At 39.1% G+C, this 14304-nt stretch carries 11 protein-coding genes; 4 read left to right on the forward strand and 7 right to left on the reverse strand.

Features of this window, described 5'->3' with window-relative positions:
• Nucleotides 1-15 precede the first annotated feature (15 nt).
• Nucleotides 16-2583: an ATP-dependent helicase HrpB gene (gene hrpB / locus RT723_RS11125; RefSeq protein WP_315947156.1), complete on the reverse strand. Its 2568-nt coding sequence runs from the start codon at nt 2581-2583 to the stop codon at nt 16-18.
• A gap of 161 nt (nt 2584-2744) precedes the next feature.
• Between hrpB and thpR the strand changes: the two genes are divergently transcribed.
• Nucleotides 2745-3287: an RNA 2',3'-cyclic phosphodiesterase gene (gene thpR / locus RT723_RS11130; RefSeq protein ID WP_315947157.1), complete on the forward strand. Its 543-nt coding sequence runs from the start codon at nt 2745-2747 to the stop codon at nt 3285-3287.
• 558 nt (nt 3288-3845) lie between these two features.
• Here the strand turns inward: thpR and RT723_RS11135 are convergent.
• The 3 genes from RT723_RS11135 to RT723_RS11145 all read right to left on the reverse strand — a co-directional run bounded on the left by RT723_RS11135 (nt 3846) and on the right by RT723_RS11145 (nt 7340).
• Nucleotides 3846-4187, reverse strand: coding sequence for a hypothetical protein (locus tag RT723_RS11135; RefSeq protein ID WP_315947159.1), 342 nt, complete (start codon nt 4185-4187; stop codon nt 3846-3848).
• A 305-nt stretch (nt 4188-4492) separates the two neighbouring features.
• Nucleotides 4493-5791: a hypothetical protein gene (locus RT723_RS11140; RefSeq protein WP_315947160.1), complete on the reverse strand. Its 1299-nt coding sequence runs from the start codon at nt 5789-5791 to the stop codon at nt 4493-4495.
• Nucleotides 5792-5990: 199 nt separating this feature from the next.
• On the reverse strand, nt 5991-7340 hold the full coding sequence (locus RT723_RS11145) for an alkaline phosphatase (protein ID WP_315947162.1): 1350 nt from the start codon (nt 7338-7340) through the stop codon (nt 5991-5993).
• 319 nt (nt 7341-7659) lie between these two features.
• Between RT723_RS11145 and RT723_RS11150 the strand changes: the two genes are divergently transcribed.
• A complete protein-coding gene (locus tag RT723_RS11150) occupies nt 7660-8394 on the forward strand; it encodes a substrate-binding periplasmic protein (protein WP_315947163.1) in 735 nt (244 codons plus the stop codon).
• Between the two features lie 48 nt (nt 8395-8442).
• Here the strand turns inward: RT723_RS11150 and rraA are convergent, their stop codons facing one another.
• The 3 genes from rraA to RT723_RS11165 form a co-directional block, all read right to left on the reverse strand.
• Nucleotides 8443-8931, reverse strand: coding sequence for a ribonuclease E activity regulator RraA (rraA, locus tag RT723_RS11155; protein ID WP_315947164.1), 489 nt, complete (start codon nt 8929-8931; stop codon nt 8443-8445).
• 53 nt (nt 8932-8984) lie between these two features.
• On the reverse strand, nt 8985-9542 hold the full coding sequence (locus tag RT723_RS11160) for a hypothetical protein (RefSeq protein ID WP_315947165.1): 558 nt from the start codon (nt 9540-9542) through the stop codon (nt 8985-8987).
• Nucleotides 9543-9756: 214 nt separating this feature from the next.
• Nucleotides 9757-11355 carry an isocitrate lyase gene (locus RT723_RS11165; RefSeq protein WP_315947166.1) on the reverse strand — a complete coding sequence of 533 codons (1599 nt, stop codon included), beginning with the start codon at nt 11353-11355 and terminating at the stop codon, nt 9757-9759.
• A gap of 167 nt (nt 11356-11522) precedes the next feature.
• Between RT723_RS11165 and RT723_RS11170 the strand changes: the two genes are divergently transcribed.
• On the forward strand, nt 11523-12455 hold the full coding sequence (locus RT723_RS11170; protein ID WP_216054068.1) for a LysR family transcriptional regulator: 933 nt from the start codon (nt 11523-11525) through the stop codon (nt 12453-12455).
• A 165-nt stretch (nt 12456-12620) separates the two neighbouring features.
• The coding region (locus RT723_RS11175; protein WP_315947167.1) for a malate synthase G at nt 12621-14304 on the forward strand (1684 nt) is incomplete at its 3' end.

The raw sequence follows: 14304 nt of genomic DNA on the forward strand, positions 1-14304 counted from the left end.
CTTTGCTCTTATCTATTAATTACGTTTATTACTTCTATCAAGTTGTGACTTGGTTTTACTGGTGGCAACAAAGTTAATTGGATCATCCGGCCATGGATGTTTTGGATAACGCCCTTTCATCTCTTTTTTCACTTCATGGTAGGCATTGTTCCAAAAATTAACTAAATCTTGCGTCACTTGCAATGGTCTTTTGGCTGGAGATAATAACTCTATCAACAATGGTTGCCTACCATAACAAATTGCAGGACTGGTTGGCTCACCAAACATTTCTTGTAACTTAGCAGAAAGCTTTGGCGTATCCGCTAGATAATCAATTTTTCGGGCAGAGCCTGCAGGGGTTTTATAGCTATCTGGGCAGGCTTTTTGTAGTTCTTGTTGTAAAGACCAGTCCATAGTGTTTTTTAATATCTCAGTGATATTGAGCTTTTTAAGTTGGGCTACGCTACGTATCTCTGCCAAATAACTCACTATCCAATTTTGTTTATTGTTAGTGATATCATCAAATAAACTTTGTTTATCAGAACCTAATTGGCACAAACTTGGCCAATCATACTGAGGTAAATGCTGCGAAGCTAACTCTAATTTTCTAATTAAAGTATTGGTATCATCATCAAAGTTTAAGCAGCTCAGCCCTTTTTGTTTAATGTAATCAAGCCAAATACTTTGCCAACCTTCTGGGGTTAACATTAACGGCTTGGTCTTTTCGGATAAGACTAATTCGCCAATTTTAATTTGCTCTGCTTGATAAGGTTTTTGTAATGAATTTGACCAACCGGTTTTATCTTCCGTACTTATGAGTTCAGGTAAAAACTGTTCTATTTCTGCCAAGCTCACTGCAGCATAAGACTGTATATAATGTCCATATTGCCCGGCATTAAATTGAGCTATGACTATTAATTCGGCTTTTGGCTCAACTTGATTAGGATGAAACTGCACTCCTACGCCATTACTCAACTTCCATTGTTTACCTATTTTTTTGGCAATCCTATCTGGATAAGCAAGGGCTAATAACAAACCGATATGTTCGGATTGTAATTCCGATTTATTAACGCTCTTAAGATTAAAACGCTTGGCATAGCGGTTAATAAACTCCGTTAACTGTGACCAAGTATAATGATCCATCTTGTCTATTTTACTGGTTAAATCACTGTCTTTATTAGACAATCTGCCATGCTCAATTAACGCAGCTAAAACACAAGCAGTTTTGAGCAAATGATTATTGTTAAGTTGACTCTCCAAGCTGTTTGCCTTGAGTAACATTTTACTTAATCGTAACCCCGCCCCAATAGTTTGATATTGCGTGGCTAACTGGCTAACTTGAACACCTTTGTTACCTTGTTCGGCATAGCTCTTGTTTAAATGATCCTGCTTAAAATACCCTAGACCCATTAACTTATCGTGAGCAACATTAAGTAAAAACGGTTCTGGTTTAGTTAACCAAAATAACTCATCAAACTTTGCCCCCCATAAATGCACTTCTAACAACAGTTGGGATAAATCAACACGCTCTATTTCTGCTACATCGTGTTTTCTACGGCGGTCAAAGTTTTCAACCGAACCTAAGCGATAACATAAACCAGCACGTAAACGTCCGGCTCGTCCCATACGTTGTATTGAAGATGCTTGTGAAATTTGCTGACTAACTAACTGCTCAGATTTAAGTTTTGGTTGATACATCATTACTTTTTCAATGCCTGCATCCACCACAATGTCCACACCATCAATCGTCAAACTGGTTTGGGCGATATTAGTGGCTAACACTATCTTTCGTAAACCTTTAGCTGCTGGTTTGATGGCGTTAGTTTGCTGGTCTATGGTGAGCCCACCAAATAACGGATAACACTTAATATCCGCCGGCAAACTTGCATTTAATCTTTGTTGTACACGGTTGATTTCACTAAGACCGGACAATAATACTAAAATTGAAGATTGGTTTTGATTAAAACCAGATTGGATAGCTACATCGATAGCACGGCATATTTCATCAATACTTGGTGTAACGCTGGCACTAACATACTCAACCGTGACTGGATATTGCCTACCGTCAGATTCGACAATTGGCGCATTTAATGAATTTGATAAGGCTTGTAAGTCTAAGGTTGCAGACATGATCAGCACTTTAGTCTCTTCATTTGTGCCTTCGTTCAACTCTTGGGCATCTAAAGTTAAGGCTAACGCTAAGTCAGTTTGTAATGCTCTCTCGTGGTATTCATCAAATATTACCAAAGCAATATTATTAAGCTCTGGATCATTTTGTAACTGCCTAACCAACACGCCGTCAGTCATAATAGTAATAACGGTATCTTTTGAGGTTTTGTTTTCACCCCGCATAACTAAACCAATCTGCTGACCAATCTTTTGATTTAACTGTGATGATAAATACGCTGCTATTTGCCGAGCAGCCACTCTACGAGGTTCCAATATTATAATTTTATTTTGATTGTGAAATTGCCCAGTTTGTAATAACAATAACGGCAGTCGAGTAGATTTCCCGGCACCGGGAGGCGCTTGTAAAATAACACGCTGCGCTTGGTTTAATGTTTCAACAAGTTGCGGGAAAATATCATCTATTGGTAGGGTCATATACTCTGCTTGCTCAGCGACTAAATTCAGCGTTATGTAGAAACAATTATAAGGAATTATTAAACAAACAAAACCTTTGAATGCTTGAATGCTTGAATGCTTGAATGCTTGAATGCTTGAATGCTTGAAATTATAAAGTCTGGAAAACAAGAGGTGTCAAAATGCAAAAAAATCAATCACGATATTTTATTGGTTTGGATTTATCAGTTGCAGATAAGTTAGCAATTGCTAACTGGCGAGATAAACAAATGTTTGGGCTCTCTGACAAACCAGTTCCTGTTGAGAATTTTCATATAACCTTGTCGTTTTTAGGTCAGGTAAAACATAATAAACTAGAGCAGTTAGAAGCCTTACTAGACCAGATCTCCACTAAGACGGTTAATACGCAAACCAATCAACTAGGGGTGTTTAACAAAGCTAAGATATTGTATTTAGGGGTTGAGTCAACACCAACACTACAACAGCTTGCGCAACAGTGTTTGGCAATAAATGGCAAACTTGATTTACCTAGCCCACATGACGTTTATCGGCCGCATATAACGTTAAACCGCAAACACGCAGAATTAATTCCAATAACGTCTCAGCCACCAAAATTAGAGTTGAATTTTGACGAGTTTCATTTGTTTGAGTCGGTATCCAGTTCACAACAAGGCAAACCACCACACTACCCAAAACGAATGAGTTTTAGCTTAAATCCATTTTAAGCAGTAAGAGTGTGAGCTGCGAGTGAACGAGTTTCGAGGAAAAGCCGTAAGCCGTAAGCCGTAAGCCGTAAGCCGTAAGCCGTAAGCCGTAAGCCGTAAGCCGTAAGCCGTAAGCCGTAAGCCGTAAGCCGTAAGCCGTAAGCCGTAAGCCGTAAGCCGTAAGCAAAAAATCTTGAATTGAGTTGATCTATTTTCAAGTTTTTTTTGTAAAAACAGTGGCGAGGAAAAGATAGATCACGTGGAACGTAAATTCACTTACAGCCTAAAGTCTATTAACTCGTCTCGTCTCTACTCTTACCGTTACATGAATATGTTAAGACCGGATCTAACAAGGAAATTGATCGCAAAGCGGAAGCCCGATTTACTACGTTTATGGACAGAAACGATTTTGGGCGATGAGCAGCTATGTGCCAATTGTTTCCCTTTAATCAACGAACGGCATTGCAATTACCCCCACAACACTTCCAACTGCTATTATTGCTATATCTAACGGAATAGTAACAACAATTAGAGCTTGGACTGGATACCCATACCAATCACGATAATCATGTGTGAAGGTTAAATTACCTTCACTTTTTTAACTTCAAACTCTAAAAGCTCGCCATTTACATCTAAAGTAATTAAGCCAGTATTCCAAGATAACCACGTAATATCTTGAAAATTCACAGCTACTTCATCAACGAGCACACCTTCCTTTTCTGGAATTAAATTAGAATACGGAGGAACGCCATGCATCAGAGCCCACCCACCTGGCATTCTTTTGGAATCTAACAGAGTTACATTACTTTGTTGCTCTGTTGCCGTTCCGTGCTGTGCTCTCGCACCAACGCTAGCCAAATAAGAAGAAGATACACACCCTGACGTTAAACAAACGATTAGAAATACCGTGAAAACTCTCACATCATTCCTTTCCTTGAAGTTCAATACACACTAAATTACAGAAGATATTTTATAAATTCAACGTCCGCTTTTCGCTCAAAGCAGTCCTTAGAGTATTTACGTTAACGGGTTATGGGGCAGAAACGAGTCAGGTAACAACTCACAATCGACAAAGATAAGCTGTAAATTTAAGCCATAACATTTAATTTATAACTTACAGCTTGTGACTTAGTCATTCTTACAGCTTACTCTGTCCTTACAGCTTGTTCTTTCCTTACTACTCAATTTGGGGAAGAAACGATTTTAATCGACTGCCCGCTACTACCTCATAACTTGCTGCAGTCTAATTTGTTTTGTCCCGGAACAACCCCAACCATCACCGTTTTCTGATAGTCAGTGCCATTATACGCCTGTTCAAATACAGCACCTTGGTAACTGCATAACCCATCATCTCGCTTCATGGTGATCACGCCTGAAATGCGACGACCTGTTTGTATACCGGTTAATGGATGTCTTAAAATGCGCCAATCACGGCTAGTGATATAAGTGTACATTAAGGTTTCTTTCCAACCGTAAGAGTTTGCCCACGCAGTAGCAGCGATGAAAGAGTCTTGGTCTAATGAATTATCTTGCATTCCCTTTGTTGGTAATTTGTTATTTGCTGTGCGTTGTAAGTCTTGTTGTTTATAACGAGCATCTACCGCGCTTTTTGACTTGGTGGCGAACCCCGCTAACGTTTGATCAATATTATTCTGTAGTGTTTTATCTATTAATAATTTTCTAGCAAAGTTTTTGTCTTGGGTAATTACATTAAAGTTACTATTTTTACCCCATTCAGCCTTGCCCAACTTTGCATTTGTCCACCACAACTCACCAGTTTTTTGTTCAATTATAAAACGTCCCATGTAGCCCATTTCATACACATTTTTTCCGACTGCTTGGCTTAGTTCACTTTCAAAATTATAAGTGTCATGGCTGCAACTTCTGCAATTCATGCCTGTTAATACAATCTTTTCTTTTGGGTATATCACCACGTCTATTTGATCATACTGACCACTACCGATGGTTTGCACTGCTGCCGCGTAATAAGTTCCGTTTCCGCCTGTGACTTCACTTTTTGCGATACCCTCACCTGTCATTAAACGTTTTGCTTCTGCAATGACAAACTGTTTGCCTTCCTCTAAATTAATGCCTTCAGTTCCTTGTTTGTTATACACGTTTACGTAAGCCAAGTTTTTCCAAATCTTTTTTCCTAGCGGACCATCAGCCATTACCGTAACAAAGGTTGTTGCGTCATAAGCGAATACGTAAATCCCCATAGAATTGAAAAATACAGGGCGGCCTAATTCTTCACTTTCAACTTCAAGCAAACGATAACCTGCCGCGGGGCATCTTGGGCAACTGGCTGCGGCTAATATAGTTTGACCATTCATCTCACCAAACTCCAATTGTAACTTTTGAGTTTGTCCGGCAGCACTTCGTTCTGGTTGTGCTAATAGATAGATACCATTGGTAACTTCAGGTGATAGTTCAAATTTCAAAGCTTTGGCATAACTAGAGTGGCTAGACACTAATAGAGGAAGATAAATAAAACAGAAAAATAAAAGCTTATTGAGTGTAGGCATGGAATCGTCCTTGAATGGGTTTTAATGAAACTAAATGTATGAGTTAGATACGGATATTTAAGCAGCTTAGTTCAATATTAATTAATGTCTAATTTGCCTATCAACATCATGTAGCGATTACACAGCCAGTGTAAAAAATCTAAAAGGCAATGACTAATTCCATTCGTCATTGCCTTATTTATTATAAAAACAGTTAACGCTATTTAGTTTTAATGTACGACAATAACTTTTTAGCTAAATCTGTATTATCTTGGGCACCGACAAATTTATTGGATTGCGGTCCGTACGCGATAACCGCTACATCATCACCAACATGTCCGGTTGTCGTCCAGCCGGTAAATGATTGGTCATTAATAAACTTCATTATCTTAGCGTATAACTCTTTAGATTTATCTTGAGCTTTTAACTCTTTAACTGAAGTTAGCTGCTCACTTGTAAGCTCAAATCCCGTTGAATCTAACCAAGTCTTTGCAATATCTTTGCTAGCGAAAATGCTTTTAACTAATTCCCCTGCCGATGCTTTTACTTTGTGAATGACGTTTGGTAACCACTTATATTGTTTATTGGCGCCTACCGATAAACCACCCGTGCCATGATCTGCGGTTAGAACCACTAAGGTGTTACCGTCTTTTTTGGCAAACTCAATCACAGCAGATAAGGTTTGTGCAAAATCTTCCATTTCTTGCATAGCACAAGCAATATCATTGCTATGCGAACACCAATCTATTTGACTGCCTTCAATCATTAAAAAGAAACCATTTGGATTGTTTTTATTTAATAAACTTAATGCCGGTTTTGTCATAGCCAATAAACGGTTTGGGTTATCTTGCGAGTCTATTGCATAAGGTAACCCTTTAGGTGCAAATAAACCTAAGACCGGCAACTGATCCATATCACTTAGTTGCGATAACTCCGAAAAATAGTTAAAACCGATTTGTTTAAACTCTTTGACTAAGTTTCTATCTTCACGAATAAAGTAATCCGTACCACCACCTAACATTAAATCCGCTTTAACTTTGTAGTTAATATGCTGATCAAAAATAGCATCGGCTATTTCATTCTGATTATGACGGCTTTCGTTATGAGCTAAAAAACTTGCTGGCGTGGCGTGAGTAACCTGTGAAGTGCTAATAGTGCCCGTTAACATACCTTTGAATTTTGCATGTTCCAAAATAGATGTTAAGTTGCTTTTGTCATTATCTAAGCCAATAGCACCATTATATGTTTTTTCTCCCGATGCCAATGCGGTTGCACTACTGGCTGAGTCCGTCACTAAAGTATCATCATCAGGCAAGGTACTAGCAACACCCACAAAATATTCATCAAAAATGGTTTGCGGTACCACTTTATTTCCCAACCCTATGTGTTGTTCAGAGCTATTTGCATAATGGCGATACGCGGTTAAATGCGCCATGCTCATGCCATCACCTATCATATATATGATATTTTTCGGTAGCTTTTCTGTTTTGTTATTAGCAACTTCTTGGGTTGAACATGCGGTTAATAGTAATGATGTTGAGATAAGCGTGAAAAGGGTAGAGAATTTCATATTAGTTCCTAGACTAATTCTATAAGTAACCTGCCAAAAATCTCATAACCATTGAAACTAATCAATCACATACTTCTAAATCATAAATATTTAATTTTGCCTAGTTATCAGACACTTTTGTCATATCGCTGTCATTTAACTATTAATTCACTTGTCCTAAAGTAGTTTCTTTCAAGGAAAGATTAACTTTGCCTTTTCATTTAATTGTCATATGGTTTAATCAAACAACTTATTATCTATCTTATTAAGCGTAACTTTGACTTTTCTAACCCGTCTAAGATGTGTGTTTTTCCTTTTGCTAATCAGCACCTTATTTCTAATGGTTAATTCCAACAATGCATTGGCAAAATCCATTGTTATTGCGGGTGATAATTGGTGCCCTATCAATTGCGCACAAGATAGTGAAGATAAAGGTTTTATGATTGATCTAGCAATTGAGGCTTTAGCTTTGTCAGATTATCAAGTTACATATGTTGAAGTGCCTTGGACACGTGCAGTTGAATTAGCTAGCAAGGGCGAAGTTGATGCGATTGTTGGCGCATTTAAAAATGATGCGCCTGATTTTATTTATCCGCAAACACCATTATTGAATATTAGTCCTAATAACCTATTTACAACTCAAGATAACGAATGGGTTTATCAAAATATAAATTCATTAAATGATGTTAATATAGGCGTCATTACTGGGTATGATTATGGAGACAAACTAAATTCTTATTTATTTTCCAAAGCGTCCGCAAAAGTCCAGCAAATATACGGTAACAATACATCCTCTAGAAATATTCAGCGTCTATTAAAAAAACGTATAGATGTGTTAGTTGAAACTGGGCCTGTATTTTGGTACCACGCCAAAAAACTAAATGTATTACATCAAGTTAAACAAGTCGGTTCTGTCAGCAAATCAGAGCCTTGTTACATTGCATTCTCTCCTTTTTTGCCATCGTCCAAAGATATTTCAATAGCTTTAGATAAAGGTGTTGAGATTTTAAGACAACAAGGAAGAGTGAAAGAAATAGCGGACTATTACGGTTTACCTGCAAAACTTTATCAATAAAATAAACAGTATTGGTTCATTTTAGTTGCTAGCTTTTTTTGCTCACACCTAGAGTCCGCCAACTAGCGCTTCTGATGCAATGACAACACCAGTACCATCAGCATAAAGATAATCTCCTGGGCTTATTGTCACACCAGCAAAATGCAGCGGTATATTCACCTGACCTTCACCACGTTTTTCAGTTTTACGAGGGATAGTACCTATTGCCATCACTCCCATTTCCATTTCAGAAATATCTTCGATATCTCGGATATAACCATAAATCACAATTCCGCTCCAACCATTGCTGACAGCCTTAGCAACTAGCATATCCCCCAGTAACGAACGACGAGAAGAAGCGCCTCCATCTACCACCAAAACCCTGCCTTTACCTTCAGTACCAAGCAACTCACCTACTTTCGAGTTATCTTCAAAGCACTTAACGGTAACAACTTCACCACCAAAACGACGAATCTGTCCGTAATGATTAAAAATAGGTTCTAAAACTTGGACAGCATCACCATACTCATCACATAAATCAGGGGTAGAAATAGTCATATATCCTCTCCTTTGTTATCACTTAAAGCTGTTAATCCAATTAATAGCTAAGCTTATTTTAATTGCTCAATATACTCAGCCGAAATATCTTTATTGTAATAAGCCATACCTAATTGGTTAAGATAAGCCATACGATCCGCATTCATTAAATCTACGTCAGGTACCTTTACCCCTGCCTTCTCATACAATGAGACCACAAAAGCCATATAAGCTTCCCCCTTTTGGGTCATCAATAAACTAGCAGCCCCAACATCAGTTTTTAAATCGCTGGCTAATTCTGCTGGCAAATTCACCGCCAAAACCACTGGTAACTCATCAGTCTCAAAACGCATCGAACGCTCATGGACGGTTTGCTGCGCCCAGAAATAAGCCAACTCTTTACTCTGAGTTAAAAATACAGGTTCAATCGACTCAGTACAATCATTACCAATCGTAGCCATGGTTTGCTTGGCAGCTTGATTGAGTGCCTTATCACCAGAGCGTTTTAAACCATTCTGCGTGATAGAGCCCACTAAGGCAGATGAAGTGCCGTGATACCAGGTACTACCAATAGCAAAACCTTTATCGGATATTAGTTTTTGGGAATCTTGTAAATGTTCGGGAACTGACATGTAATAAATCTCTATAGATTCCCGCCTGCGCGGGAGTGACAACAAATAAGGTTAAGAGTAACAAAAATCGAAAATTTCAAAGCATTTCCCCCTGTTCTTCCAGGTGCCCAAAGGGTGAAAAACGTAAAAGCATTTTTGAATCAAAAAAAGCGACCCCCAAGGATCGCCTTATTTTCTAACAGCTAAGAACTAGCCACTTGAGACTTAACAACCATTAACCGAACTGGTTAGAAGTGTTTTTAGCTCCACCGGCTTTAAGCGCGTTTTCACCAGCAAAGTATTCTTTGTGGTCGTCACCCATGTCAGAACCTGACATGTTTTGGTGTTTAACGCAGGCGATACCTTGACGGATTTCTTTACGCTGAACACCTTGAACATAACCTAACATGCCTTGCTCACCGAAGTACTCTTTAGCTAGGTTGTCAGTTGACAATGCTGCTGTGTGGTAAGTCGGTAGAGTGATCAAGTGATGGAAAACGTTTGCTTCACGAGCCGTATCCGCTTGGAAAGTCTTGATACGAGCATCAGCAACTGCAGACAATTCAGACTCATCGTATTCAGCTGACATCAAGTTAGCACGATCGTATGCAGATACGTCTTTACCTTCAGCTACCCATGCATCGTAAGTTTGCTGACGGAAATTTAGAGTCCAGTTGAACGATGGTGAGTTATTGTAAACCAATTTCGCATCAGGATGAACTTTACGAACATCATCCATCATGCCTTTGATTTCGTGAACAGTTGGTACTGCAGTTTCAATCCACAACATATCAGCGCCAGCATTAATAGCACCAATACAATCGAATACGCAGCGCTCATGGCCAGTTCCTTCACGGAATTGGTATAAACCAGAAGGCAGACGTTTTGGACGAACAAGCTTACCGTTACGGCTGATTAATACATCACCTTCAGCAGTATCTTCAGGAGCAACTTCTTCAACATCTAGGTAAGAGTTATAGATATCACCTGCATCACCTGGTTCATTAACTACCGCAATTTCTTTAGTTAAACCAGCACCTTCAGAGTCAGTACGGGCAACGATAACACCATCATCAACACCTAGTTCTAGGAAAGCGTGACGCACCGCTCGTAATTTAGCGTGAAAGTCAGCATGAGGCACAGTAACTTTACCGTCTTGGTGACCACACTGCTTTTCATCAGCCACTTGGTTTTCAATTTGTAAACAACAAGCACCCGCTTCGATCATTTGCTTCGCCATTAGGTAAGTCGCTTCAGCGTTACCAAAACCAGCATCGATGTCCGCAACAATCGGTACAACATGAGTTACATGATTGTCGATTTTATCTTGGATAACTGCTTCAGCGACGCTATCACAAACCTCACGAGCAGCATCTAACTCACGGAACAAGCCGCCTAATTCACGAGCATCCGCTTGACGCAAGAATGTGTATAGCTCTGCTACCAAGCTAGCCACAGCCGTTTTCTCATGCATTGACTGGTCAGGTAATGGGCCAAATTCAGAACGTAGAGCTGCAACCATCCATCCTGAAAGGTACAAGTAGCGACGATCAGTCTTGCCACCAAAATGTTTCTTGATAGAAATCATTTTTTGTTGACCTATAAATCCATGCCAACAACCTAAAGACTGAGTGTATTTGGTCTTATCTTTATCAAACTCGGCCATGTCGCGACGCATAACACCAGCCGTGTATTTGGCAATATCTAGTCCAGTTTTGAATTTGTTTTGCGCACGCATTCGGGCAACAGATTCAGGATCGATTGCATCCCAGCTTGCACCACGAGATGCACGTATTGCTTCTAATAATTCAATCTCATTTGTATATGCTGACATATTGATACCCTTTTTTGTCTCTAATAATTGTTGAAATTTAATAACTGACCGCTAACTGCACTTATGTTGATAAGTTTTATTAGTCGGTGCCAATCTGTTGATGACAACTCTACGGGAACATACTAAGATTCACAAAATAGATAAATCGCATACATAGGATTCACAAAATGAATATTAGTAAGATAGATCTCAATTTATTGGTATATCTAGATGTATTATTACGAGAGAAAAACGTAACTCGCTCTGCTGACCAACTTTCTATTACCCAACCGGCGATGAGTAATGGCCTAAAAAGACTTAGAGATCTGTTCTCAGATCCTATTTTAGTAAGAACATCCGAAGGCATGATGCCTACAGCACGTGCGTTACAGCTACAACCTGTAGTACGTGAAGTATTAGCAAAATTAGAAGCAACTATACAACCCGAAACTGAGTTTGAACCCATCAGTTCAAGCCGAACCTTTAGGATCATGGCCAGTGACTATGCAGAAACCACTTTATTAGCAAGGGTTTTAGGGGAATTAAGAACTAAAGCCCCTAGTGTTACATTAGACATTGTAACCCCATCTGACGTCAGTTTTCATGACGTTGAATTAGGTAAAGTTGACATGGCGATTAACCGCTTTGACGAATTACCTATGTCGTTTCATCAAAAAGTAATTTGGTACGACACTTTCAGCTGTATGGTGAACAAAGACCACCCTTGCTTGCCCAACTTTGACTTGGAAAGTTACTTGGATCATCAACATGTTTGGGTCAGTAAAACGGGCTTTGGTGTGGGTGTAGGCATTGATCCTAATGAGGTTCAGAAGTTAGGTTGGGTTGATGTAGAGCTCGATAAGTTAGGCAAAAAACGTAATATTCGCGTCTTCACCCGTCATTACCATATGGCCATGTGGTTAGCCAAAGAACAAGGCTTAATTGCCACATTACCGACCAAAGCGACCGAGTTGTATGCCGACAATGACAATGTAAAAGTACTAGAGCCACCATTTGATATACCACCTATTGCATTAAAAATGGCTTGGTCACCTTTATTACATCATGATGCGGGGCATATTTGGTTACGCCGCTTGATTGTTGATGTTGGCAATAAATGACCTAAGTCATTGTTTTAAATATATTAAAAATTACAATTCAGATGACATATACACCTTTATTCACAAAATCTATGATGGTTATATAAAATCAAAACTAGATGAATTTTGGTATTTAACTTTACACTGACAACATTAATAAACATCAATATAAGTTTGAGAGCGGTTATGAATAACATGGTGCAAGGTAGAGAACACGTAAAGTCTGGGAAATTATCTATAGATGCCGAGTTGTATAACTTTATTAATACTCAGGTGCTAGATAAAATTGATCTCAATAAAGAAAACTTTTGGAATGATGTTGAAATACTAACAAAAGAGTTAATGCCAATTAATCAGGCCATGCTGAAAACCAGAGAAACGCTACAGCAACAAATCAACAATTTTCATAAAGCGCAGGCTCAAACAAAAACAAACTTAGACGCTAACCATTATAAACAGTTTTTGGTTGATATTGGCTATTTAAGACCGCAACCAGAAGACTTCGAGATCACCAGTACAAACGTCGATGACGAAATTTCAGTTATGGCTGGCCCACAACTTGTTGTGCCTGTTATGAATGCAAGATACGCCATCAATGCCGCCAATTCTCGTTGGGGTAGTCTATATGATGCACTCTATGGCACCGACGTCATTAGCTCAGAAAGCGGCGCTGAAGTACAAGTTAACTACAACCCAATACGTGGGCAAAAAGTGGTTCAATACGGTCGCAACTTTTTAAACGCACATACGCCATTGTTAGATGCTGATTTTAACGATATTACAGGTTTTAGAATTGATAATGCTCAGCTAATTATTGCCACAACTTCAGGTGATACCAGCTTAGCGCAGACATCACAATTTGTTGGTTACCGTGGTGATATTAACGCCCCCACTGATATTATTTTGCAGCACAATAAGCTGCATATCATTATTAATATTGATGGTAACCACCCCATTGGCAAAACCGACAAAGCTCACATTAAAGATATTACGTTAGAGTCTGCCTTAACCACGATTATGGATTGTGAAGACTCAGTAGCGGCTGTTGATGCGGAAGACAAATGCATTGTATATCGTAACTGGCTTGGGTTAATGCAAGGAAACTTAACAGAAACGGTTAATAAAAATGGCAAACAATTTACCCGTACTTTAGCGGATAACGTTGAATTTTTAACGCCAAGTGGCGTGCCAACAAGTTTAACTGGCCGCGCTCTGATGTTTGTGCGAAATGTTGGTCATTTAATGACAAATCCAGCTATTTTAGTTAATGGTAAGGAAATCCCTGAAGGTATTTTAGACGCAATTATGACGTCAGCAATAGGGAAAATTGACCTGTTAAAAACGTCAACGGCAGCCATAAAAAATTCTAAAAAAGGGTCAATTTATATTGTAAAACCTAAAATGCACGGTGCGGATGAAGTGGCCTTTACGAACACACTATTTGACAAGGTTGAGGATATTTTATCTTTACCACGTCACACCATTAAAATGGGCATTATGGATGAAGAGCGTAGAACGTCTCTCAACTTAAAAGCATGCGTAGAACAAGCGAAACACCGAGTGGTCTTTATCAACACCGGTTTCCTAGATCGCACCGGTGATGAAATTCATACCAGTTTAGATGCCGGAGTATTTGCACCAAAAGCAGAATTAAAAGCAAAGCCATGGATCCACGCTTACGAAGAATCCAATGTTGCCGTTGGGCTTAACACAGGTTTTAAAGGAAAAGCGCAAATAGGTAAAGGCATGTGGCCGATACCGGATCAAATGTCGCAAATGATGCAAGTTAAAATTGGCCATCCTCAAGCGGGGGCAAACACCGCATGGGTACCATCACCAACAGCTGCAACCTTACATGTAATGCATTATC

This window comes from Psychrosphaera aquimarina (assembly GCF_032461525.1).
In the GTDB taxonomy this organism is placed as follows: domain Bacteria; phylum Pseudomonadota; class Gammaproteobacteria; order Enterobacterales; family Alteromonadaceae; genus Psychrosphaera; species Psychrosphaera aquimarina.